The 23,629-nt window shown below is 43.8% G+C and carries 22 protein-coding genes (1 of these 22 cut by a window edge); 8 read left to right on the forward strand and 14 right to left on the reverse strand.

Annotated elements, in window-relative coordinates:
• Positions 1–14: 14 nt before the first annotated feature.
• Together DLM75_RS13605 and DLM75_RS13610 are read right to left on the reverse strand one after the other, a co-directional pair.
• A complete protein-coding gene (locus DLM75_RS13605) occupies positions 15–1,196 on the reverse strand; it encodes a hypothetical protein (protein ID WP_118969034.1) in 1,182 nt (393 codons plus the stop codon).
• A 71-nt stretch (positions 1,197–1,267) separates the two neighbouring features.
• Positions 1,268–2,464, reverse strand: coding sequence for a hypothetical protein (locus tag DLM75_RS13610; protein WP_118969035.1), 1,197 nt, complete (start codon positions 2,462–2,464; stop codon positions 1,268–1,270).
• A 327-nt stretch (positions 2,465–2,791) separates the two neighbouring features.
• Between DLM75_RS13610 and DLM75_RS13615 the strand changes: the two genes are divergently transcribed.
• From DLM75_RS13615 to DLM75_RS24695, 4 genes are all read left to right on the forward strand, one after another.
• Positions 2,792–3,244 carry a MarR family winged helix-turn-helix transcriptional regulator gene (locus tag DLM75_RS13615; protein WP_118969036.1) on the forward strand — a complete coding sequence of 151 codons (453 nt, stop codon included), beginning with the start codon at positions 2,792–2,794 and terminating at the stop codon, positions 3,242–3,244.
• On the forward strand, positions 3,237–3,980 hold the full coding sequence (locus tag DLM75_RS13620; RefSeq protein ID WP_118969037.1) for an RluA family pseudouridine synthase: 744 nt from the start codon (positions 3,237–3,239) through the stop codon (positions 3,978–3,980). Before DLM75_RS13615 ends, DLM75_RS13620 begins: the two co-directional genes overlap by 8 nt.
• Positions 3,981–4,031: 51 nt before the next feature.
• Positions 4,032–4,877: an SDR family NAD(P)-dependent oxidoreductase gene (locus DLM75_RS13625; protein ID WP_118969038.1), complete on the forward strand. Its 846-nt coding sequence runs from the start codon at positions 4,032–4,034 to the stop codon at positions 4,875–4,877.
• 273 nt (positions 4,878–5,150) lie between these two features.
• Positions 5,151–6,155 carry a hypothetical protein gene (locus tag DLM75_RS24695; RefSeq protein ID WP_241547919.1) on the forward strand — a complete coding sequence of 335 codons (1,005 nt, stop codon included), beginning with the start codon at positions 5,151–5,153 and terminating at the stop codon, positions 6,153–6,155.
• Positions 6,156–6,226: 71 nt separating this feature from the next.
• Here DLM75_RS24695 and rsmI read toward each other — a convergent pair whose 3' ends face one another.
• From rsmI to DLM75_RS13690, 10 genes are all read right to left on the reverse strand, one after another.
• On the reverse strand, positions 6,227–6,994 hold the full coding sequence (gene rsmI, locus DLM75_RS13635) for a 16S rRNA (cytidine(1402)-2'-O)-methyltransferase (protein WP_118969039.1): 768 nt from the start codon (positions 6,992–6,994) through the stop codon (positions 6,227–6,229).
• Positions 6,995–6,997: 3 nt separating this feature from the next.
• Entirely contained in the window at positions 6,998–7,810 is an 813-nt protein-coding gene (locus DLM75_RS13640; RefSeq protein ID WP_118969040.1) for an HAD family hydrolase, read from the reverse strand.
• 1 nt (position 7,811) lies between these two features.
• Positions 7,812–8,600, reverse strand: a complete 789-nt coding sequence (locus DLM75_RS13645; RefSeq protein WP_118969041.1) for a M23 family metallopeptidase — start codon at positions 8,598–8,600, stop codon at positions 7,812–7,814.
• A gap of 421 nt (positions 8,601–9,021) precedes the next feature.
• Positions 9,022–9,447 carry a thiol-disulfide oxidoreductase DCC family protein gene (locus DLM75_RS13655; RefSeq protein WP_118969043.1) on the reverse strand — a complete coding sequence of 142 codons (426 nt, stop codon included), beginning with the start codon at positions 9,445–9,447 and terminating at the stop codon, positions 9,022–9,024.
• 229 nt (positions 9,448–9,676) lie between these two features.
• A complete protein-coding gene (locus tag DLM75_RS13660) occupies positions 9,677–10,132 on the reverse strand; it encodes a hypothetical protein (RefSeq protein WP_158586474.1) in 456 nt (151 codons plus the stop codon).
• A 293-nt stretch (positions 10,133–10,425) separates the two neighbouring features.
• Entirely contained in the window at positions 10,426–10,935 is a 510-nt protein-coding gene (locus tag DLM75_RS13665; RefSeq protein WP_118969045.1) for a GNAT family N-acetyltransferase, read from the reverse strand.
• A gap of 136 nt (positions 10,936–11,071) precedes the next feature.
• Positions 11,072–11,257, reverse strand: a complete 186-nt coding sequence (locus DLM75_RS25030) for a transposase (protein ID WP_429945474.1) — start codon at positions 11,255–11,257, stop codon at positions 11,072–11,074.
• Positions 11,258–11,476: 219 nt separating this feature from the next.
• Positions 11,477–12,268, reverse strand: coding sequence for a hypothetical protein (locus DLM75_RS13670; protein WP_147456639.1), 792 nt, complete (start codon positions 12,266–12,268; stop codon positions 11,477–11,479).
• A gap of 77 nt (positions 12,269–12,345) precedes the next feature.
• Complete coding sequence (locus DLM75_RS13680; RefSeq protein WP_118969048.1) at positions 12,346–14,505, reverse strand: alpha-glucosidase; 2,160 nt, start codon at positions 14,503–14,505, stop codon at positions 12,346–12,348.
• A 704-nt stretch (positions 14,506–15,209) separates the two neighbouring features.
• A complete protein-coding gene (locus DLM75_RS13690) occupies positions 15,210–16,064 on the reverse strand; it encodes a sulfurtransferase (protein ID WP_118969050.1) in 855 nt (284 codons plus the stop codon).
• 274 nt (positions 16,065–16,338) lie between these two features.
• On the opposite strand from DLM75_RS13690, the gene DLM75_RS13695 reads away from it, so the two are divergent.
• The 4 genes from DLM75_RS13695 to DLM75_RS13710 are packed head-to-tail and all read left to right on the forward strand — an operon-like array spanning position 16,339 to position 21,013.
• Complete coding sequence (locus DLM75_RS13695) at positions 16,339–17,229, forward strand: LIC11113 family protein (protein ID WP_118969051.1); 891 nt, start codon at positions 16,339–16,341, stop codon at positions 17,227–17,229.
• Positions 17,222–18,685, forward strand: coding sequence for a S1C family serine protease (locus DLM75_RS13700; RefSeq protein ID WP_118969052.1), 1,464 nt, complete (start codon positions 17,222–17,224; stop codon positions 18,683–18,685). Before DLM75_RS13695 ends, DLM75_RS13700 begins: the two co-directional genes overlap by 8 nt.
• Complete coding sequence (locus tag DLM75_RS13705) at positions 18,682–20,040, forward strand: PDZ domain-containing protein (RefSeq protein ID WP_158586475.1); 1,359 nt, start codon at positions 18,682–18,684, stop codon at positions 20,038–20,040. The genes DLM75_RS13700 and DLM75_RS13705 overlap by 4 nt, the downstream gene beginning before the upstream one ends.
• A gap of 55 nt (positions 20,041–20,095) precedes the next feature.
• Positions 20,096–21,013 (forward strand): ATP-binding response regulator, encoded by a 918-nt coding sequence (locus DLM75_RS13710; protein WP_118969053.1) that lies wholly within the window; start codon positions 20,096–20,098, stop codon positions 21,011–21,013.
• On the opposite strand, the gene DLM75_RS13715 is transcribed toward DLM75_RS13710, so the two are convergent.
• A complete protein-coding gene (locus tag DLM75_RS13715; RefSeq protein WP_118969187.1) occupies positions 20,993–22,702 on the reverse strand; it encodes a hypothetical protein in 1,710 nt (569 codons plus the stop codon). The genes DLM75_RS13710 and DLM75_RS13715 overlap by 21 nt on opposite strands.
• Before the next feature lie 16 nt (positions 22,703–22,718).
• Positions 22,719–23,629, reverse strand: the 3' portion of a protein-coding gene (locus DLM75_RS13720; RefSeq protein WP_118969054.1) for an oligosaccharide flippase family protein. It continues 376 nt past the right edge of the window; 911 of the gene's 1,287 nt are visible here — the last part of the coding sequence; its start codon lies off the right edge, out of view — the gene reads right to left on this strand; the stop codon is at positions 22,719–22,721.

A 23,629-nucleotide genomic window follows, 5' to 3' on the forward strand; every position in this document is an offset into this window, starting at 1 on the left:
CAAACCAAAAATCTTTAGTTTGTTTTGGCCGCGATCGACAAGACGGAAGGACCCGGGATTCCACTCTGAGTGATCGGAATCAATTTCCAATCATTCGGAGCTCCCGTTGAGGAAACGGCAAACGTGGAAGGATTACTTGCGCCCGTTCCAGTGGATCCCAACGCAATTAATTTTAATCCGACATTGTAAGTCGCCGCTGTCCAGTGTAACCCGAGACAACCGCCGACTTCAATCGGTGTACCGGAAAAACCGATCCACCCCGAAAGTCCGCTCGGATCGGAAGTGTAGTCTAACGTGCATACGTTTCCGAAGACGAATATTCGATCCTCACCTTCAACAATCGTGTTGATTCGCGTAGAAGTTGTCGTTGCGGTTTGAGGTCCCCAAAGTGTTCCGTTAAAAACACTGAGGGCACCTCCTCCGTTCGCGTCGTCACCGTAGGAAATGACGTTTCCGGATTTTAGAGCGAATACCTTCTTCTTACTACTCGGTATATTCGGAAGAATGTCACCGTCTCCGTTCTGAGACCAAGTGCCCTTATCCGAGTCGTACTTGGAAATATTCCCCGTAACGGAATTGGTAAAACCGTAATAGACCATCAAATGAACACCGTCAAACGATGTCGTATTCGCGGAGTCCGGAGTATTGTTCGCCCCACCGGTATCGATCGGAAAGTATTGCCAGGAAACGCCGTCCGTGGATTTTAATCCGTAAAAGGGAACGCTCGTTCCTGCTCCTTCTTTTTCTCCACCCACCCAAAACGTTCCGTTTCCAAAAGTCACGGAGGAGAGTTGAAAATTCGAATTCCCTCCCCCGTTGTTCGCGCAAGTCCAACGAGTCCAAGATTCTCCATCCTGACTTGACCAAAGTCCGCACCCAGAACCGGGGCTTAACGTACCCACCGCAACCCATGTCTTATTTCCGTATGCCACGGAACGAATGCTACCTCCGTTGCAGGATGGAAAGCGAGTCGAACTATAAGACCAAACGTTCCCGTCCAAAGAATACCAGGACGCACAGGATTCTCCGGTGGCTACAAACGGATATTTTTCCGTGTTCGAAGATGCAAGGCTCCATATGATTTGCCCGAGGATCGCGGAAGGATTGGAAGAATCGAAACTGAATTTGTGCGCCTCGGCGCAAGACACAGAGCAAAGAAGAAAAATCGAAATCGAAACGTTCATTTTACGAATCATTTTGAATCAGTGACCATTCCCATCGCGAAGATAAAAAACTGTGAACTCTACTCGAGATTCTTTGTTTCTATCTATTTAGTAGCAATTCCTAATATACTTGGTCCAGGAGAGCCCGCATCCGGTTGCGAAACGACTGACCAATCCCCGGGAAGTCCCGTTTTAGAATAACTGAATGCGGTTGGAATACTTCCGGTTACCCGAGCCCCTGCGACAAACAAATTCAATGAAGAATTGTACGAGGAAGACAACCAATCCAAACGGGAACAGTTGGACATTTCCGGAGCAGGCACTCCGACCGGCGGGTGCCAAACTTGAGCGGTCAGATCGTAATAATCGAGTGTGCATTGATTTCCGAAGACGATGATCTTATCCGTTCCTTCGACTGCCGATTGGATAAAACCGGGAACACCCGTATTCAAAGTCGCACTGGATCCGATCCCGGCGATCGTATTTGCTATTTTTGTAATACTCGCGGTGGGATTGGTATCATCATTCCCTCCGTAAACCAAAATCTTCCCGGATTTGAGGGCGAGAATTCCCGTCTTAAAAGTAGAAGCAGTGGCGATAGAAATCGAAGCACTTGCTGTTGACGGCACAGACATCTGAACTACTTCGTGATTCACATTGTGCAAGCCGCTAAAATAAACTTCCGAATGGACGGAACTGTAAGAACTAGAAAAATAATAATCGGATCCGATATAAGTGGATCCATCGGGAATCGAAAGAAACTGCCATGTAGAACCGTCGCTTGAAATCTGTCCGTAAAAACCGACGCCGGTCTGAGAAGCGATATGTTCTCCCGCGGCAAAGAAAAAACCTCCCCCGAAGGTGACCGTATAAAGGTTTCGAACGACCGAGGTCGGCGCACCGCTGACGGAAACCGTCCCCGCCGCACAGTTTGCTTTAGCCCATGTCTCTCCGTCTTTGCTCGACCAAATCGAACAACCTCCATTGGCAGTAAGAGCTCCTACGGCGACCCAGGTCCCGTTCCCAAAGGTCACGCTGGAAACGGCCCCATCCACACATCCAGGAAAGCGGGAATTACTGAATTTCCAATTGCTACCGTCCGAGCTCGTCCAGGAAGAACAATTGCTTCCGACTGCGACAAAGCGCAATTCGGAATCGGCATTGGAAGGAATGGAAGCAATCGTCCAGCCAATTTGGACTAAAATGGCAAGAGGATTTGTAGAATCCAAACTGAATTTATCTGCTTGTGCGCAAGAGGAAAAAAACAGAGTCAGAATGATGCTCGGTAACGCCCTTTTCATATTCGCCTCTTATAAAATAACAACATACAGGATTCTTTTTCTCAAAAATATTTATAAAGTGGTTTGTGCGGATTCTATTAAGCCAATACCAAATAGATAGAATTCTATGGCAAGAATTCAAATCGGAAAAGTGTGAAATGCAAAAAAACGAGACAATTTTATCGATCGAATACCACCAAAAATACTCCCTGGGGAAGTTTCCCTTCAATTTCCATCTGGGAAAACCACGGCCGGAGTTCCAACGTCCGGTTCGCAGAAATGGAAAAACAATCCCACTTTACAACCCGAGTTCGAAAATTAGGATGAAACACGCTCGAGAAGAAGGTTATGAAATCCAAATCCATATTCAAAGAAGAAAAAGCGGAAGAAAGCACGGGCTTTCTCTTTTGGCAGATCACAAATCTCTGGCAAAAGAAAATACGGGAAAATTTGCTCAGCCTGGATCTAACGCACGTTCAATTTGTTCTTCTCGCGAGTTTAGCTTGGTTTGAAGAAGCGGGCCAAAAAGCGACACAAGTCCGACTCGCTGAACACGCGAAGACCGACGTGATGATGACCTCCAAAGTGATTCGTAGTCTGGAATCCAAAAAACTTCTGACACGAAAGCAGGATCCTGCGGATTCGAGGGCCAATTGTTTGTTCCTAACCTCCGAAGGAAAAGAACTCGTCGGGAAGGCGGTGCGCATCGTGGAGACGACCGACCGGACATTCTTTTCCATTCTCAAAGACGAAAAAAATTTCAGGAGTTCTCTCTTGGACCTAAGACAGAAGAATGCCTAAAGAACATTCCAATTTTAGAATATTCTACCAATCGGATTTTTTTCTTTTCGCCGAAAAACCTTCCGGGATTCCGGTCCACGCAACCAAGGATTCCAAAAGAGAAAACTTCTCCGATCTCCTTCAAAATCAACTCGCTCTTCCTTTTTTAAGAACCGTAAATCGACTCGATCTGGATACGAGTGGTCTCGTATTTTTTTGTAAGAATCCTGAAAAAAACAAGGAAGCCGATCAAATTCTAAGAACTTCCGTAAAAATTTATCTCTGCGTTGCATCGGGAATCATTCCCGAGAATCGTTTTACGGAAACCTGTTATCTCAAGGACGGAAACAAAAGGGTCAAAAAAGTGTTCTCCGGAGGAGACAAGGCGGTAACCGAATTCGTCGTATTAAAACGGAATTCGAAAGAAAACTATTCCGTCCTTCTTGCAAAACTTCATACCGGAAGAAGACACCAGATTCGGTTTCATCTGAGTGAAAAAGGGTTTCCGATCGTCGGGGATCAGGTCTATGGATTTTCCGATAAATCTTCGTTAGGTGAAAAAAACAAAAATACAAAGCCGAATCTTCGAGGATTCCCGAAAGCCAAACGTTCGCTATTACACGCTTTAGGAGTTTCCTTTTTTGAAAGGGAGGGAGTCGAAGAAAAAATTCTCTGTCCTCCTCCGCAAGACTTCCAAAAATTCTTAGAAGGGATATCGATCGATGCTTCTCTTTTTTCCGAATTCTCCTTAAAATAGAAAGACAAAGAACACTTCTTGAGAACTATCTCCTGCGAACGGAGAATTTTCATGTTAAAAAATGCACTCATCATCGGAACGAGCGGAGTCGCCGGACAAAGTGCGGTCGAAGCGGTTCGGGAATTCGCAGAAAAAAACAAAGAAGAATGGAAGGTCATCGCCACTACAAGCAAAGATTCGGCCCTTCCAGAAGCAGATCTAACGATCACAAAAATCAACTTGGACGATCCGAAAGTTTCTCTTGAACTTTTGTATGATGGTTTGAAAAAAAATGGTATCGAGAAGATCGACCTTTTTGTATACACTCCCGCCAGGGGAAACCTGGGTTATCCCGTTTCCGAAACACCGGAAAACGATATCAAGGATGCCGCGAAATTTTGTTTGGATCCGATGATTGCGATCGAAGAAAAATTGAAACCGAATCTGAGCGTAGGCTATTCCGCTTACTACTATAGGCCGCATCTTCAACCGTTCTACGGTTCTCTTGCTTTTATCAAAAGAAAGATGGAAGAATGGGCGATTCAAAATCCGCCTCACCGAAAGATCATCCGCGCGGGTTCGTTTTTTAGTCAGAGTGTTCGGGGAATTACGATCATCCTCCAGAGAATGGGGAAAAAATCGCAAGACAAAGATCTACAGGAACTTCTTAAAAAACAAAAAGAATCGGGTCTAAGTTTTCCTGATTTTTTTCTTCAATACGTCGCAAAACAAGAGGAATCCTCCTTTACCTCCAAATTTCCGAATATTCCATTTCGCCTAACGTCTCAAAACGATCTAAAAAAAGCATTAGTCGCTATCTTGGATGGAGAATCGGCTCCTATCGTTTCACTCGTGGGCGATTGGGTTTGGACGGAAAACACTTTACCGGAAATGCCAGAGTATTTAAAGAAATTCTAATGCTTTGATAGACTTCTTTAGATCGATTTAAGAACAAATCCTTGATCCTTTGAGACCTCAAAGCCCTTCTTTTTCGTCTTATCGAGAGGGTTTGGAAAAGCTCGGTTTTTTGCGCCTGATTCGTTTCCATTCGAATGAAATACGCTATGAGCGATCTTTCAACCGACCCTTTCTTTTAAAAAAAATCCGATCGGAGCATGAAGAGAGTTCGAAATCCGCGCGAGAAATTAGAACACCTCTCAAGTTTGTTTTGTAAAAATCGATAACGTACGTATGAAACGACTTACAGTGTATTTATCCTTTTTATCCTTGTTTCTTGTCTCGGGGATGGATGCGCAAGACCCGAGTGATCCCAACTTGAGCCAAGAGGAACGAAACAAAATACTAACAAAACAAGAAGAGCGCTGGGAAATTTCCAAATCGACTTCAAACCCCAGCACGTTTGGATTTTCTATTCTAAAACCGTTCATACAATCCTTCCTTTCTAATAGGGAAACCGTCATAGACGCCGGAAATTTTAAACTCACAATCCCCGCCGGAGCCTTTTCCCATTCTAAAAAAGTGGAAACAAGGATCACGATCTTAAACAAACACTCCGATTTTCTTTTTGCGGGAGTTCCCACACAAATTGGACCAAATTTACTTTTAGAATCAACGGGGATGTTTTATCTCGCTTTTTATGACGAGGAAGGAAAACGAATCGAACCCAAAAAAAATCTAACCGTTGAAATGGTAGCCTTATCGGATCCAAACGGTTCCAACATATATCGTTATACGAAGGGAAACTGGGAATTGCTTTCCCAAAACCGGGAAAGCACAGCGATATCCGAAATCGAAGGATCGGATACGATTCCTTTTCAAATCTATTCCAAAATCGATTCCTCAGGCTGGTGGAACTTCGACAAACCGAAACCGGAATTTACCTGTGTCACGGGAAGAATCCTATCAAAAAATCCGGAAGAATTTTTGATCCAAGGAGTTGGAATCGATTATTTCGGAACGAGCTACGGCAACGTGGAACCTTCGGGTGTTTTTAGAATCAACGTATTAAAAAACTCGAATGTGAAAATTTTCGCCTTGTTTACGCCAAAGAATAAGAATGCGAAAAGGGAAATCGGATTTCTTCCAATCTTTCGAACACAAGAACGCACAGCGTTTTCTTCGGAAAAAAATCCGCAGTGTCAAAAAGTTTCCGAAATTTCGACCTTTCCGATCGAGGAATCCGTATTCCAAAATAGAGCTCAATTCTTAAAAACGATCGACATGGCGGATATGTAATATTCTTATTCTAACATTTTCTTGGATGGATACGATTCTATTTCAAACAAAGTAATCCCTTGAATCAAAAACTATCTTTTGTTTTTCGGTTTTTGAGAATTCTTTTTAGGAAACGTTTTTGGGTCCTTCCTAAAAACCGGTCCACCCTTTCTCTGGGAAACGACGATTACAGGATTTCCTTTCGGAAGAGAATCCAGATTTTTTAGAAGTTCGGAAATTTTACCGCGAAATTGAAATTCGGATTCTAGGGTGAGATCCAAACAAAGAAAAACGTTTCTGTCTTCCTTTGCTTCTTTCAGAGCAAAGTCAAGATCGTGAAGGACGGCCTTGTAACGATACGGAGTTTCATAAAAAACGAGCGTATGTCCCAATTTCAAATATCGACCCAATTCTTTTCTACGATCCGGAGATTCCCTGGAAAGAAAACCGCAGAATGTGAAAGGAGAAATTTTGAATCCGGAAATGCTAAGAGCCGCCCCAAAAGCAATGGCACCGGGTGCGCTCTTGACAGTTCCTCCTCTTCTCAAAACTTCTTGGACGAGTTCCCTGCCCGGGTCTTCGATCCCCGGAGTTCCGGCGTCCGAAATCAAGGCGGTGCAATCGGCACCGATCACCTTTTCTCCCAAAACGCGAATGTCTTCCGGAGTGGAATGTTCATTGCAGAGAAAGAATTCCTTTTCGATGGATAGCGATTTGAGAAGAGTGGAAGTCGTTCTGGATTCTTCCCCTATGAGTATATCAGAATGTTCTAATATTTCTTTGGCTCTCTGTGTTAGGTCACCCGGATTTCCGAGAGAGACGGAAACAAGAACCAAAACTCCCTTCGGATCCGTATTCATACTTCAGATCGAAACTCCTTCGAGAACGTTCCATCCTCGAAGACTTTGGATCTTCGTTCCCTGCGGAGGGACGGTTCCTTTTTCTCGATCCAAAAAAACTCCGAGTTTCGCTGATTCTAAAAGAGGAAAGTCGTTTACGGAATCTCCGAAGGCGAGAACGGGCAACGCACCGACTGCGTTTTGAAAACGTTCCACCTTTCCCTTTCCATACGTAAACGGTTCTAAAATTTGAGAAGAATGAATTCCATCCTCAAGAGAAAGTTGCATTCCTAAAACCTTTTCTTCCGGAATTCCAAAAAGGGTAGAAACGGATTGGATGATTTCTTGAGGAGAAGCGGTCACGATCCAAACGTCCCAACCGGAAGTTTGTAAGTGATGTACCAATTCTTTCATCGGTTCGTAGATCTTTACGGAAAGTGAATCGGAATCGCCTGAGTGCTGATTCCAGACCGACCTGGAAATCGTCTTTAATTCCTCGGGAGAATGTCCGGAAAAGATCCAGGAGCTCCAGCGATAGGAAGCTTCCAAACCCGATTCTCTTTGGATCAAGTCGTATTCCTCTAAAACGAGGGAACGGAACAAGAGAGGATCTTTGAATCTTGAAGAGAGAATTCGTTCCCGATTCTTCTCCGAAAAGAAAGAAGCGATGTCTTTTTGATACGCCGGAACTCCTTGCGAAAGGAAGAGTTCCATTACGGCTTCCCCAAAATCGTTTCTTACAAGAGTATTATCAAAATCGAATGCGGCTTTCCCGGGAGAAAGCCGGGAAAGGGTTTCGAAGAGATCCGGATTCCAAAAATCCCGGCGAATGGACACTTTAGGGTTCGATGGTCTCCCGCGCGATCGCAACACGACCCTCGGAAGATGATTGAAAGACCGGAAGGTAGTGTTCCGGATTTAAAACTACGTTTTGATAGCGGACTTCGAAGTGAAGATGAGGACCGGTCGTATGTCCCGTGTTTCCGGAAAGAGCGATGATCTGCCCTTTTTTAACCTTGTCCCCTTCTTTTACATAAAGAAGAGAATTGTGAGCGTAGAGAGTGTTGATCTGATTGATTCCGGGATGGGAAAGAAGAATTTTATTTCCATATCCCCCGTCCTTTTTGGATTCCAGAACCACTCCGTCCGCCGCCGCGATGACGATCGATCCGGTAGGACAGGCGATATCCACTCCGGAATGCATCGCATTCCATCTTCTTCCCAGACGAGAAGTTACGAAGGAATGTTTGAAGCTGATCGGCCAGATAAATTCTCTCTGGTCGGTGCGAAGAATCTCTCTTCCTTTGTCCTCGAGAAGGAGACTTCTCGTATAATTTTCGTTATAAGGGAAGAATACGGGTTCGTTGACCGGAATTCTTTCGTTGTCCGGGATTCCGTTGACCCGTTTGATCTCGTGCTCCGTGGTTCCAAAGTTGTGGACCAGGTCGCTCACAGATTCTTTCACACGATTGGGGACAATCCAGATTCCTTCCGTGCCTCTGTAGGTCTGAAGATACTGATTGTCCAATTTGATTTCTTCTAAATTCGTATTGGCGAAGGATTTGATGCTGAACAAGAGCCCAAGAACAAGCAATCCCGCCAGTATGTAGCCAGTTTTTCTTTTCATATTGTAGATTCCCAAATATGTCGCCAACAAGAGCCTCGGTGTCCGGGGCCTATTTCCATGTTCGGCAACGGAAAACAACTTCTGAAGTCAGTCTTCCCGTCTGGGGATTCCATTCAAGGATTTTTCGACCGGATTCCCCGAGCAAGAATGAACGATACAGAATGATTCTATATAGATTTCATGAATTTTAACAAGTATAGTTCAAATTTCAGAGTATTTGGTTCGTTTTTAGGATTCCAGACTTTGCTATTGAGATTTGATTCTTATTTGGGAAAGAAGGAGTTCCTACTTTTCCAAAGGTTTTTCTGAATTGTTCAAAAATTGCGGACGCGACCTTCTTCGGAAGAAAAAGGAAAGCGGTAAACGCCGCCTCCTTCTTTTTGAATTGATGCGTTGCAAAAAGAACGAGACAATCGTTCTGTTATTCGGATTCTAAAAAGCGGGATTTGTATTCCGGACTCGGGATTCTACAAGCTTCGCTCTTTCCAAACCACCGATATCGATTTTTTGCAATCCAATCATAAACGACGTCCCGTAAAGACGCGGGAATCCATCGAAACATTGGGGCCAGGCTCCAGGGAAAGGAAAGATGAATCGCGATTTTCAAAACCGCCGTCGACTTTTCGTAAAGAACCCCATTCTCCAAAAAGAGAACGGAGGATGGAGAATCGTTCGGGAGAACTTTTTTTCCAAGAATCCGCTCCGCAGACGCAGATTGTAGGCTCGCGAATCGAAGATTTTTTTCCGGGTTATGATCCAAGAAGAATAGGACGGTTCCGTTACAGAGATTACAAACTCCGTCAAAGAAGACGATCGGTGTTTTTTGCTTTTCCAAAGTCGAATCCATGTATGCGTTAGACTCTTTGCAACTCGCTTTCGTTGTCAATGGAAGAATCAAACCGCTCGTTCTTCGGATAATGATACCCTTGGATAAACCCTTTTACCTTTTTAGTGGAAAATTCGATAATTCTTAAGGGTCATTTGTTTTGAAGAATTTCAAAACGTTTGAACCTCAACTTTGGACGTTCTTGTTTTCCTAAAAAGAAACAATCTCCGAAACGAGTGAAATATAATTTCTACTTTTTTCCAAACATGAGACTTCCGTTTTCTATAATCAGAGTTTGATCCTTAATTTTTTGATTCCATCCTTCTTTTCCGAAAGTAAGAGAATCGAGTTCCATACTCAAACAGGAAAGGGTCGTTCCCGCCTCAATCACTGCCGTTGTGATCGTCTGAAATTTCTTCGAATCGTTTTCCCTGGAAAGAATCCGAAAACCTTTTACGTTCTCCCTCTGAGAAACCGGGACGATTCCGTTTTTCATTGCCTTTGTAGACTTCTTTACGAAACAAATCTTAGAAGACGGACTCATACTTTCCGTATAAACGATCGTATGAGATACTTTGTCCCGATTGATCAAGTGCACTCCGGTTTTAAATTCCTGAGCGGTCAATGCGGAAGAAAAAAGAATCGATAAAAAAAGCGGATTCTTATTGAGAACCCTTCCAAAACCGGAACAAAACCTCGCGATCAAATCGTTCCTCCAAAATGGATGCAACTTTTTGAATATACTATCCATCGCTTTCAATGAAAAAACCTCGTTGTTCCGTTTTTTTCGTATTTAGATCTCGATCCCAAAGAATCATTTTTCGCGTTCCGCACCGTGTTTACATTACCGGCCCCTATGAGATACGTTACTGTCTATATTTTTAGAGATCCGCTTTCAATTTGGAAAGAGCGTCCATATTTTTCGCAAGATTAAAAATTGAGATAAACTTCCTTTTGCGATCAAGCCAAAAGCCGTTCTATTTCTAACCTAAATGCCTGTTACTTTTCTAAAATCAACTTCCAATTCGATAAAGTTTCGGTCTCTCCGATTTTTATGAAATTATTTTTTTCAAGGACCTTATAAGAGGCCGCATTCGTTTTCTCAGTCGAAGCGACGACTGATTTCACGCTTGGTTGCATTCTAATCCATCCAATCATTCCACTTACAATTTCAGTCATAAATCCTTTGTTTTGAAATTCGTCATACGTTCCGTAACCGATTTCAATCTGACCTTCTGCGTCCGGTTCTCCAACTATAAGCAAGTCCCCGATCATTTTATTCTCTGTTTTTGAAATTGCTGTCCAAAGTGTGGAAAATAAATAGTTTTTACTCTTGTTGGCTACATTCGGGAGGATCGTTTTTTCAAAAGCTTCTTTTAATTCAGGAGAAATTGTCCTTGAAGTTTCATTCAATTGCAACTCATCTTCTAAAGAGTTATCGCACTTTGTATACTTTACTAGTTGGTCGTAAGTTAACGGCATTATACGAAGCCTTTTCGTTTCTATCATATTATTTAATTATAGTTTTTTAATTCACCCTCTGAAGTCAACTCTAGTAAATAAATTATTCTACTGAGTTTAGGCTGTTTCGCCTAACGAACAAAACCTGAATTCTTGTCAGAATTCGTCGCAAAACTTCTCTAAATCAATTCTTAAAAAAAAGTAAGGCATTCTTGAGAATGGCTATATTATCATTTTCTTTCAATTCCCAGCCGGTTTTAGAAGCCCGAAAAGAATGAATCCAAGCAAATACTCTCTCAACGACCCATCGAAACTTTTTAAGGGCGGATAATTTCGGATGTTCTAGTATTCTTTTTATTTGGAATCCTATATCGAATTTTTCTTTTTCTTAAATTGCTCTCAATCGTATGTCCAAGATATTCTTTATCGAGAAACAGTTCTCGTGTTTCAAAAGCCTTTACTTCTATAAACTTGAAAGTGATTCGATGTCACAGAGAGGAGTTCCGGACCGTCGGTCCTGGATTGAGAGATCACAAACGAAAGGCGGGCTTCTAATCGATCAACGTGTGAATATATTTAAACGTCTCTTTTACCGCGGCCCTTCGGATTTGGTCAGGTGAAAAGCCTCTTTTTGAGCCTTCGTTTCATCTCGATCCGCAACTTCCGTTTTACGATCGTAGATCGCGACACCGAAAATCACCGGTCCCAAGAAGAAACTTCCGTAGACCGCGGCGTAGATCCCGGGATAGAAGGCCGGGTTGGTGACAGCCAATCCGAACCAAGCCCAAATGAGTCCTGTTTTTTTCAGATTCAGTTTTTCTTCCCTCAATTCTTTTACGAAAAATTTTCTCTCGGAGCCGAGGCGTATTTCCAAAGGAGAATATTCGTAATAGGTTTCCCGGTTTTGATATCCAAAGTATTCGTTATAGCCCGGATGTTTCATTTTGAGATGTGCGTCCAGTGGGAGAAACTCGGATGGTTCGGATGCGTGAAATGAGGAACTCTTCTTTTCGTCGAAGTAGAGGACGGTCGTCGAATAGATTCGATTTTTGAAAGGAGCGTATGAATTTTTGGATTCGATCCGAATCGAACCCACATAATCCCCTTCCGGAAGATCGATCGTCATCGTTTTTTCCGGAAACTGATCGGTGATCGATAATTCTTCTTTAAAAACTCTTCCGTTGGAAAGATAGGATTCTTTTTTCATCATCGAGATCCGTATCACGGAATTTAGTTCTTCCGATCTTTCGATTTGAAACGCAAGTCTTCCCTTTTTATCGAATTTGTTTCCGGAATCGATATGAATTTGCGACTCGCTTCCTCGCGTACTACAAGAAATCAAGAAGAGCGTAAATATTGGGAAAAAAAAAGTAAGCTTCATTACATCACTCAAGAATATTCAATTTATCTTATTTGCGGCTTTTACAATTTCGGAACCGCAAACTTTTTTTTCTTCGCTTAACGTTTGAAAGGGGAAAGGGCGGCTTTCAACTTTTGCGACCAGACCCCATTCTTTCTTACAAAGATCGCGGGACTTCCCAAAGGACTTTCCACTTCGATCTCTTGTTTTCCGGAGTAACTTTTTCCGGACCAGAGATGCTCCCATTCTCCATCGGGAAGATATCCGCTTACGGACGTTTCCCCTTTTTGTAAAACGGGAAGAACCAAGAGATCTTCGCCTAACAAAAATTCTGTTTTGATCTCGTGCGTTCTGCGGTCATTTCCGTAGTGCAGATACAAGGGGCGAACAACGGGAAGACCCGTAAGTGATGCTTCTTTGACGAGGCTTTGCAGATATTCTTTCAATGCGAAGTGCATCTTTCCGTATCTCGCAAATTCTCGGATCGTTTCTTCGTCGCTGTAAGCCTGATGATTTTTTTCGGGACGATTTCCTTCGTGTGTTCGAAAAACGGGACTGAATACGTTCAATTCCGCCCAACGTAGAAACAACTCCTTTGAACGGTGGTAGTCTCTGATCGGATTGTTGATCGTCGTATAACCGCCGACGTCGCTGTGATTGAGAGAGATTCCACTAAGGCCCCCGGAGAGAAGACCCGTGAGCGCCGAGGTCAAACCGTCGTGTTCTCCCCAGCTCACCATCTGGTCCCCTTCCCAAAAAAGAGTGGAATGTTTCATCGATCCGCTATAACCCGCCCGAGTAAAAAATACGACCTCCCCTTCCTTTCCCGCTTGTAGAATCGCTTCTCGATTGATACGAGCCCACTCGACCGGATACACATTGTGATAGAGTTCGGCGTTCACTCCGGAATGAAGGACGGCGTCGAGAGGCAACCATTCTCCAAAGTCCGCCATCCAACCCGAAAGACCGGAGCCGATCAGATTTTTTTGGATGATTCCTTGGATCCACTTCACGGCTTCCGGATTTGTAAGATCGAGTAGATATGCCGGAAAACCCGCGGTCGCAATTTCGTAGTCTTTTCCGTTCTTATCTTTTACGATATAATTCTTTTTAACCGCTTCTTCAAAAAGAGGTCCTTCATTTGCTAGAAAAGGATTCAAATATCCTAATACAGAAATCCCTTGTGCGTTTAAGTCCTTGCAGAATTTTTTAAAATCGGGATATGATTTTTCGTCAGAGATCCATCTCCACCAAAGCTGGGAGCCGAAACTCGTTTTTCTCCTTCCCACCCAATCCTGGATCCAAAGAGCCGTGATCGGATTTCCCGCCTTCTTAGCTTCTTCGATTCTTTTTAAAACGACATCCTTTCCGCCTTGGATTCCGAACCAAGTTCCATACGCCCAATCCGGAAGAATCGGAACCCTCCCCGTCTTCTGCGTGAATTTCTGAAGGAGTTTGGTCGGGGTAACATCTTTCCAGATCGTTCCTTTCAAACCGTTCTCTCGAAATTCGATCGTGATCTCTTCCGGTTTGGAAAAATCAAAGATGGAATACGAACTGTTTTCAAAAAAGAGAGAACGGTTTCCGGAAGTCAGAAAGAACGGTATCGGAGTGTAAGTGGAATATTCGTTTCCACCCGCTCCCGCAGTCAGATTCGCACCCGCCGTGATCGGCTGATCTCCCCTTCCCAGTCCTTGTTCTTCCGTGAACAAAAACGGAGCTCTTCCTTTTAGATTGAAATGTGTGAATTGTTCCCCGAGACCGAAAATGTTTTCGGATTCCTCGGAAAGGATTCGAAAAAACGTTCGATTCAATGAAGAATCGGAAAAAACAACATGGAAGTCCATAGCGGTTTCGTCTAACGGTAGAAACCGAACTTCATAGTCGCTCTTGCAATTTTCTCCTTCGAGTTTTCCCGAAATTTTCAGTTCTTTTTCAGAAGCGAGGATCGAATCTATACTCTGGGAATTACAGCGGGATAAAATCCGATCGTCGATATGAAAAGAGGCGAACTTCGATTTTACTTTCTGTTCTCCTTTGGCCGCGGATAAGAAAGGAGATCGCAAAGAGAGTTCCAGAAAAATTCCCTGCGAGGAGCGAATCTCCAAGACTTCCTCTTTTTGAACGGCTTGGAATCCTTTTCCAAAACGGAATTGTTTCTCCGACGGAAGCGAAAGCCTGGTGTAATTTGTGAATGGACGATTGCAAAAGGAAAAACAAAAAAGAAGCGCAAGAATCGATAACGACCGTAAGAACATGGAAACTCCCGGTAAAAAGATACTACCGAAGTATCAGGGATCTCTCAAAAATCCAGTTCTAATTTATTTCCAAGCTTCTTTCCGAAAGAACTCCAAATGTGGGAACTCACACGATCTTCGATGTTACGGCAGGTCTGAAATTTTGCAAATCGGCATAGGGAAGTCCGCAACTCAGTGAACTTTATTTTGATCCCCCGAAGGAAACCAAAATGTGGGAACTCACACGATCTTCGATGATACGAAAGATCTGAAGTTTTCCAAATCGGCGGAGGGAAGTCCACAACTCAGTGAACTTTATTTTGATCCCCCGAAGGAAACCAAAATGTGGGAACTCACACGATCTTCGATGTTACGAAAGATCTGAAGTTTTGCAAATCGGCGGAGGGAATCCGCAACTCAGTGAACTTTATTTTGATCCCCCGAAGGAAACCAAAATGTAGGAACTCACACGATCTTCGATGTTACGAAAGATTTGAAGTTCGGACAAAAGTAATTTGTGGGAACTCACACAACGATTAAAATTCTCAAAAAAAGATTTTTATTTTCTTTTTTGATTTTGAGAAGATTTTCGATGGAAACACAAACGACAAATCTGTGGTTCTCCTATAAAAAAAGGATTCGTTTACCGAATCCTTTTTTGTTTTACAATCTTTCTTTCGAAACGAACTTTCGTTTACCTCGAAAAGATTCTTAGAAATTCTTATCTAAGATGATTTACGATCGGTTCCACCCACTCTCGGTGCGGCCGCACTGGACCCGCTCTGTCCATAAACGGAAACGGCTTGTTTTGGAAGACTGGATCTTCTCCACTCGAACCAAGAACCTTGATAGGTATGAACGTCGAGATAACCGACTTCGCGTAACATCAAGGCGAGGAGTGAAGATCTCGCGCCGTTGTAATCATAAATCACCGTGGTTCGTTCCGGCATAAACGGAAAGGATCTCAATTTTTTATTGAACTGAGTTTTTTCGATCAAGTTCCCTTGACCGTCGTAGAGAATTCTCCAATCCCATAAAAATGCTCCGGGGAGACGACCGCACAAAGAACCCGGTTCCGGCGCGGTAAGCCGCGGAAGTTTTCCTTCGTATTCTTCTTGGGTTCTTGTATCAAAGATCTGAAGGCGAGTCAGATTTTTTTCTAAGAAGGCTTTGTCTACGACTCCTTCGAGCTTTTTCGGTTTGTCTCCGGGTCCGAGTTCCATTTCTTTCGAACCTTTTTCCAGAGCCACTCCCTGCGAAGGCCAACGATTTCCATAGAGAAACACGTTCTGATATCCGGCGGCTCTCAAAAGAAAAACCATTCTCGATGCGAACATCCCCATTCCTTCATCAAAGGCGATGACACGGGTCGCTCCCTCTTTCTGTATGAGTTTCAATATTTCGTCAATGGGACCGGTCATCTTTTTTTGAGATTCCGGATCCGACGCGAACGCCTTCTTAATAAAAGGAAAGCTATACGCTCCTCTCAGAGTAGATTCTTGATACGCCGCAGACGAACGGCAATCGATCAAAAAGTCTTTATCGTTGAGATCAGTTTTAATAAAATTCCAGCTGGACAAGCAAACCTACCCTATCTATCGAAATGAGTCTTATTCTTTGGATTTAACCATTATTTTTAGCCTGAGATTTCCGATGTACTTTTTTTTAAAAAAGATCAGAAATTTGGGACATAAGAGAAGAATAAAATTCATCTTCCTCTTTGATTCCTCTCGGAGCAGATTTCGGAAGAATCTTTGAATTCCATTCTAAAAAACGATTCGGAATTTGTTTCCAACGATCTCTTTGCTCGAGGGGATTTAATATCTGGGGGAGCAAAAACCGATATTCTTAACAATGATAAGAGAATTCAGGAAAGGCCGTACTCTAAGAACCGATTCTTCGAAACCGTTTCGTAGAAAGCGATTCTTCTTTGTCTGGATTCTACTTTTAATGGTCTCGATCGTCGGAAACACTTCCGCCGAACCCGATCCAACCCGAAGTGTACAAGAAGAATTCAAATCCTTCCTGAGAGAATTCCAAAAGAATCCTTCCGAATCGCTTGCTCGATCCTTCCAGAGAAAACACGGATCCGTTCCGGTCACTCCTTGCGTTTTTGAAGAATCCGGTCGTTTTGAAAAAGTGATCTATCTCTCTTACAGTTGTAAGGAGGAAAAATTTCCCGGTTTTATCTATCTCGGTTCTCAGTGGAGTTCTTGGAAAAACAATCCGGAAAGAATCGCTCTTGGAGAAGTGCTGAAGATCGGTAAGAAAACGTATCTCGAAGTAAAACCGTCTTACGATCTCGGCGTCGAAGAACATTCCTCTTGGGATCCGAAAAAGAAACCGAATCAGGAAATCCATTCCGATAAACCCCGCCCTCAAAAAGATCCGAAGGACAATTTTGGTCTTCAGTATTTCTTAAGCATCGCCAAACACCCGGCAAAAAGGGCCTTAAACTCCGGAAAAGAAATCTTCTTCGATTCATCCTGTCCTTTGATCTTTCTAAAAAAGGATTCCGATTTTTATTGGGACAAGGCGACGTATTATTCGTTTCAGGCGAGCTGTCTTCCCTCTTCCCCCTATTCTTTTATCCGGATCAAATCCGACTTTTTAGGAAAGATTCGTCTGGACGACAAGGACACGGATCAGATCCAGGAAGGCGCCAAGTATCTCGGAAAATTGAAAATCCATTCCATCGAACCGGATAAAATCGTCTGGCAAGACGCGGAAATCTACAATGAATAAAAATACATTTCAGAATATTCTACTTTTCTTAAGTATTGTTTTGGGATCTTCGCTTTCCGCTCAAAACGGAAATTCAGCCGATCTCAAAGCCCTTCTCGACAGCGTCGTGATCATCCGGAGCGACACATTTTCCGAAAAGGAAGAACAATCCGGCTATTCCGAAAAGTCCATCACCCGGGACGCCGGTACGGGTATGATCATCTCGGGAAACCGGATTCTTACCAACGCACACGTCGTTTCCAACTCGAGTTATCTCAAAGTAAAACATTTCAATTCCAGTAAATTTTATAAGGCGAGCGTTCAACACCTAGGTTTCGACTGCGACCTCGCGATCTTAAAAATAGAAGACGAGGAATTTTTCAACGGCGTCGAACCGCTGGAGATTTCCGATTCCTCTCCTGCTCTCGGAAGTAACCTTCTCATACTCGGCTATCCGGGGGGAGACGACAATATCACATTAGAAAACGGGAATGTTTCCCGATTCGAAAGGGTTCGTTATTCCTTTACAGGTTTGGATTATAGAAAGGCGATCCGTGTCAACGCGAACATCGTTCCCGGTTATTCCGGAGGTCCTGCGATTCAAAACGGAAAAGTTTCCGGCGTTACGTTTCAGGTCAGTCAATCCCAAGGAAACGTTGCGTATCTGATTCCTCCCGAGGTGATCAATCATTTTCTAAAGGATGTGGAAGACGAAACCTATCACGGATTTCCGTTTCCGGGTTTTAGTTTTCAAAACGGTTATTCTTCCTCCTTAAAAAAATATCTCAAGATTCCGGAGGGTTTGAACGGAATTCTGATCAACACCGTTTATCCGGATTCTTCCTTTTCGGATCTTTTGAAACCGGAGGACTTCGTTTATAAAATCGACGAAGCCTATCTCAACGACGAAGGCGGAATTATGGATCCGAGCGGGGTTTTTATCGGAGAAATGATCGAAAACAAGTTCATCGGTGATCCGGTGAAGATCTTCTTTTATCGGAACGGAAAGAATTATAAGATCGAAGGTACTCTCAAACGTGTTCCCTCACTCGATCTTTATAGACAACAGGGAACCGGGGTGAGTTTTCTTTCGGGAGGATTTTTATTCCAACCGGTGAACCGCGCACTCGCTGGAGGGGATTCTAAACGTTTGGAAAGTTCCCTTCGTTATCACTACAGTTATTATATTCAGGACGAACTCTATCGATTCACGGACCGGGATATCATCCTTTCGGGAATTTATCCGGATCCGCTGAACTCAAAGTATTCTGGTTATCGTTATAAGATTTTGGAGTCCATCAACGATCGTGCGCCTTCCAGTCTGGAAGATTTCAAATCTCTCTGGAAAAAATTCTACGGCGGAACGATCAGTTTGAAATTTCGAGGAGTGAATCTTCCTATCGTCCTCGATCAAGAAACGATCGATAAGATCAATGTTCGTATTAAGAAGCGTTTCGACGCGGAGGCGGACGAATGATCCTATCTCAATTCGTATCGAAGTCCTTTTTTTCAAAAGTTCTTTTCGTTTTTTTCTTAAGCTTTGCGCTTTCCGATTCGTTATTTGCGGAGACGATTCTCGTTCACTTCCGAAAATTCTCCCATCAAAACCCTTGGCAGAAAGGTGCGCACTACGAGAAAAAAATTCCGGCGATCATCGCAAATCAGGATTTTATCCTCGCGCTACTTCCTCCCGGAGAATTTCCACTCTTCTCCGAAATGAACCCGGAGACAAGACCGGGAACCCGTTTGTATATTTTCAAACACGATCCGGAAACGGGGCTCGCCCTTTTTTCTCACAGGGGAAAGTTTTCCGAAAAAAGACGAGCACATTTTTTAGGTTCACACCAAGCCGGATGTTCCCATTTTTTCCAGAAATTGGAATGGTCCAATCCGGACTTCTCGAACTCCATTCTTCGGATGAGCAAACACCAAAGAGAAGATTCAAATGAAAGAAAATTCTTATATTCAAAAAATGGAATCTGCGGTTATTCGGACGGTCGATGGAACATTCCTTCGGAGTATCTGAGTTCCTTTCTTCACAGCGCTTCGAGTAATCCGATCACTCATCCAGGATTTTATTTCGACGACGCTCTTACGGTTCCCGAGAAAAACTTCTATTTTCCGGATTCTTCCTTCGGAATTGTGGTTTCGGAAGTGCTTCCAGGAATCGGTCCGGTTCACAATTTATTTCCTGGAGACGCGATCTATAGCATCAACGGACAGAAATTTTCGTCGGCTCCGAATCGTCAGGAAATTTATTCGAGAATCCTTTCTCACAATCACCACCATTCCCCTCCCGGAACTCAGATTACTCTCGGAGTTTTTCGCGCGGGTAAAAGAAAGGAAATCTCATACAATCTAAAGCCGTATTCGGAAGAATTCTTTTTTATTCCCTCGAAGTCGGGAACCAAACCTCCTTCGTATTTCATCTCCGGTGGTTTGTTTTTCACGGAACTTACGGGCGCTTATTTGAAGGAATCCGGAGACAAATACCGTGAAAACTCGGATAAAAAACTTCTCTACCTCTACGAATCGTATAACAAAAAGTCTCATCCCGAAAAGAATCGCCTCGTCTTTATCAGCCGAGTTTTTCCGGACGGAGAAAATCAGGGATTTCACGATTTTCAGGATCAAATCTTAGAATCCGTGAACGACAAACGTGTTCGTTCCCTTTCCGACTTAAAAGAAATCTTAATCGAGAATCAAGAAGAGTATGTAGTCTTTCGTTTTTCGGGAAATCGGATTGCGACGTTTGAAAAAGATCAATTGCGATCCTTAAATCAGAAGATTCTTGTAAATTATAATCTTGATAAACTCGACAATTTAGAGTGATAATCTCTTGACGGATCCATTTCGAAAATGTAATTTTTGATTCCGGAATGGTCCCATGCGAATCTTATTCTTAGATGACGAAGAAGTAATTCGAGATTTGTTCCGAGAAATATTCGGTTCTTTGCATGATCTTACCCTCGCCGGAACCGCCGAAGAAGCCCTCGAAATCAGTAAAAACCACACTTTTGATCTGATCGTAACCGACGTTCGTCTTCCTAAGATGAGTGGGATCGACTTCGTTTCCAGACTCAGAGATATGGGGGTCAACACTCCGTTCATCGTGATCACGGGAAACCAGGACATCGAAGTTTCCATCCGAGCGCTTCGCCTTGGAGCCGTGGATTTTTTTATAAAACCGTTTCGAATGGACGCGATCCGTCATTCCCTCCAGAAATTCGAAAATTTATTTATTTCCAGCCAAGAGTTGATCAGTAAGAATCACTTTCAACTCACCGAATCGAAACAACAATTCGCGATCAAACCGAGCCTTAAAAACCTAAACCAATACGTCAATCTCGTGATGCGGTCGATCTCGTTGATCCCCGGAATTCATACGGACGATATTCTCGCGATCAAACTCGCACTCTATGAACTCCTCGGAAACTCGATCGAACACGGTTCGGCGGGAATCAACTACGAAAAGAAATCTACGCTTCTTTCCTCGGACGTAAACTATTTCGATCACGTCGATAAGATCTGCGACGCCTTGAACGAGGTCGTTCAACTCGAAGTTCGCTTTGAAAATCAGAAAATTTACGTTTTGTTAAGAGACCACGGAGCGGGTTTCGATCCGGCAAAGGTTCCCGATCCCGTCACCGATCCGAACGCAAGCCACCTTTCCGGAAGGGGAATTTTTTTAGTCCGTATGAACGTGGATGAATTGATCTACAACGAGGTCGGAAACGAGGTTCGTTTTAGCAAAACCCTTAAAAAGGCCGTGGAAACCCAACAATCAAAAGTAAACACCGGCTGAAAGATAAATCCGCGAATATTCCTTTTTGTCCGCTTTTTTCGTCCATTCATCGAACAAAATTTTCTCCTGCTTTTGCGGATCGACAAGCGCATACGAAAGGCTCATTAGAATATAAGAATGTTCTGATTGAAACCCAGCCGTTCCGATGCCCTCCCAACCTCTTCCCATCGGAGAAGAAGAAGTAAGAAGCATCGCCTGGGCAGTCCATCGTTTCTCCCAAGTTTTACGAGCTCCGACTTGGAAGAGCTGAAGTCCTTTGTTTTCGAAATTGGGTCGAGAAGCGGTCCCGTCTTCTCGGAATACAGTCCCTTCCTGGAGAAGCAGACTTTCCATCAAAAGAAAGGAAGTCTTTCCTCCGTATCCCCGCGGGTCCGTTCGAATTCCGGAATAACCGTTGGAATCGGAATCGGTTCGGAGATTCGGATCCTTTGAAGAATAAAGACCCCCTATAAAATACGTCGCTTCCGGCCTTTGCCAGTTTAACTTCGTTCCAAACATGGATCCGAAAGTCGACACGGAAGTCCGATCACTCTGAAACGCGTTCAGGCCGTATTCCCGCAATCCGCTGACCACGATTCCGTCCAAGTCCAAACTCAAACCCGCCTTTGGTGCGGAAGAAAACTCGAATCCGTAGTATTGATAACGACCGTAAGGACGGAGAGGATTTTCCTTCAAAAACCAATCACCTTTGACCGGATCTTGTCTCGATTCTTGATAAATATAGTAGAATATTCTAATGTTCTGAATTCCATAATGATCGGAGAGGGAAAAACTGGTTCCGGAAATCCTTCGAGGAGATTCGTTTCGATTTCTTTCGGAATACAAAATCGAATCCTGTATCTGAGCGCCGATCGCGGAGAAGGAAAGTCCCAAAGGTTTCCACTGTGCGAAAAATTCTCCGTAGTTTAAAAATCCCACAAAGAGAAAACCGTTTCGATCGAGCCTTTGATAACCCCTTCCCGCTTCGGCTCCGAGTTTCCAGGAAGGAGTTTCCCAACCGCTTAGATACAAAAATTCTCCGTCCGCTCCTCTTGTCACCGTTTTGGTTCCGATCAAACTTTCCTCGTATTGTAAAAACGGAGAAACCAGAATCTGCTGATAGAAGTTTGTTTTTTTCTGGACCCAGCCAAACTCGGGACTTATGATTCCTCTCGAAAAACTTCTCTGCGCCTGTTCTTCCCGTTTTCCTCCGTCTTGAGTCAGCCCCCGATAGAGCAAGGTCGCGTTTGCATAGAACGTGGAATTCGGTCGATTCGTTTCGACCATCGCTGGATATGGATCCTTTGCATTTTCCAAATTCGACGCAGAAGAAGAATTCGTCGACGGATTCGGGTTGAATCGCGAGGAAACATCCTCGTTTTTCTCAATCTTCTCCGTGTCTTTTGTGGGATACGAAAACCGTCCTTTTCCTTTGAGGTCCCTTTTTCCTTCCTGTAAAAGAAGAAGATCATCGAGTCGATATTCCGGAAAGGATTCCGCGTTGATCATTGTCATCGGCAATACGATCCAGAGCAGAATTCCGAATTTTCGCCAATTCGTTTTTTCGTTTCGGATCTGCGGTAGGGATCGACGCGGAGTCAATAAATTGCGTGTTACTTTTGATTTTTCTAATTTAGAATTTTTGAATTTATTGACTGGAGCGGAGAGCCCGGTCCGCGGAGCGGAACCGCCCCGATCCTTCCCTCTCAGAGAAGTGTTTCGAATCTCATCTTCGGAAGAATGCAAGGAAATATCCGGTCAGAATGAGCCAGGATACGATCTGACCCAAAAAGTAAGAGGATGCGGCGCCCGTCGGCCCATACTCGGGTATCAATACGTTCGCGAGCACAAGTCCGCAGACCAATCTGAGTAGCGCAAGAAACGCGAGCATCCGAGGTTGTCCAAGCGCGAATAACGCGATTCCTAACGGAGAAAAAACGAGTTGTAACATATAATTCGGATAGAGTATCTGAAAGACCCCGATCGAATCCGCGTATTTTCCTCGGAACAATAAGTTGAGAATCCACTCCGCGAGAAAAAATCCCGGAGACAACAACACCGCCATCCCGACCGCGAGGAGCATAGACTTCCAGAGAAATTTCGGAAATTCCTCGGAGTCAACGAGCCGGGATAGTTTTGGATAGATGAGAGAATTGATCACCGAAAATAAGATCACGAACCCGCTGAACAATTGTAAGGCGGTTCCATACACGGCCGCAGATTCCTGAGAATGATACCACTTCAAAAAAAAGATTTCCATCCGATCCGAAATCATCGCGAAAATGGACGCCAAGAACGCGTATCCGTTGAACGAAGTCAGGGTCGATGTCATCTCCTTCACCTGCTCCTTCGCTCCGCTCCAGTAGAGTTGGTTTCTCGGAAACACAAAGAAGAATAGAACCAAGACGAACATTGGAGACGCGGTAAATATCGCGAGTATGTCCAAATGCCCGAGAGCCCTTTGGGAAAGATGATCGGCCGCATACAATACGAGTAGCCTCACCAGATTCGGAAGCGGATTCCAAAACGACAAGGAGATGTAATTTCCGAAACAGATAAAGATACTTTCGAAAAACGAGTTGAACGAAAGAACAAAACTTCCCAGGACCAAAAGTGCGACTACGATCGAACTTTCCC

This window comes from Leptospira stimsonii (genome assembly GCF_003545885.1).
Classification (GTDB): domain Bacteria; phylum Spirochaetota; class Leptospiria; order Leptospirales; family Leptospiraceae; genus Leptospira; species Leptospira stimsonii.

Excerpts from the sequence above, each read along its gene's own strand:
- rsmI (WP_118969039.1), bottom strand. The coding sequence starts at position 6,994 with ATGAATACGGATCCGAAGGGAGTTTTGGTTCTTGTTTCCGTCTCTCTC.
- DLM75_RS13625 (WP_118969038.1), top strand. The coding sequence starts at position 4,032 with ATGTTAAAAAATGCACTCATCATCGGAACGAGCGGAGTCGCCGGACAA.
- DLM75_RS13645 (WP_118969041.1), bottom strand. The coding sequence starts at position 8,600 with ATGAAAAGAAAAACTGGCTACATACTGGCGGGATTGCTTGTTCTTGGG.
- DLM75_RS13655 (WP_118969043.1), bottom strand. The coding sequence starts at position 9,447 with ATGGATTCGACTTTGGAAAAGCAAAAAACACCGATCGTCTTCTTTGAC.
- DLM75_RS13700 (WP_118969052.1), top strand. The coding sequence starts at position 17,222 with ATGAATAAAAATACATTTCAGAATATTCTACTTTTCTTAAGTATTGTT.
- DLM75_RS13615 (WP_118969036.1), top strand. The coding sequence starts at position 2,792 with ATGAAATCCAAATCCATATTCAAAGAAGAAAAAGCGGAAGAAAGCACG.
- DLM75_RS13710 (WP_118969053.1), top strand. The coding sequence starts at position 20,096 with ATGCGAATCTTATTCTTAGATGACGAAGAAGTAATTCGAGATTTGTTC.
- DLM75_RS13705 (WP_158586475.1), top strand. The coding sequence starts at position 18,682 with ATGATCCTATCTCAATTCGTATCGAAGTCCTTTTTTTCAAAAGTTCTT.
- DLM75_RS13665 (WP_118969045.1), bottom strand. The coding sequence starts at position 10,935 with ATGATAGAAACGAAAAGGCTTCGTATAATGCCGTTAACTTACGACCAA.
- DLM75_RS13680 (WP_118969048.1), bottom strand. The coding sequence starts at position 14,505 with ATGTTCTTACGGTCGTTATCGATTCTTGCGCTTCTTTTTTGTTTTTCC.
- DLM75_RS13670 (WP_147456639.1), bottom strand. The coding sequence starts at position 12,268 with ATGAAGCTTACTTTTTTTTTCCCAATATTTACGCTCTTCTTGATTTCT.
- DLM75_RS13695 (WP_118969051.1), top strand. The coding sequence starts at position 16,339 with ATGATAAGAGAATTCAGGAAAGGCCGTACTCTAAGAACCGATTCTTCG.
- DLM75_RS13605 (WP_118969034.1), bottom strand. The coding sequence starts at position 1,196 with ATGATTCGTAAAATGAACGTTTCGATTTCGATTTTTCTTCTTTGCTCT.
- DLM75_RS24695 (WP_241547919.1), top strand. The coding sequence starts at position 5,151 with ATGAAACGACTTACAGTGTATTTATCCTTTTTATCCTTGTTTCTTGTC.
- DLM75_RS13620 (WP_118969037.1), top strand. The coding sequence starts at position 3,237 with ATGCCTAAAGAACATTCCAATTTTAGAATATTCTACCAATCGGATTTT.
- DLM75_RS13610 (WP_118969035.1), bottom strand. The coding sequence starts at position 2,464 with ATGAAAAGGGCGTTACCGAGCATCATTCTGACTCTGTTTTTTTCCTCT.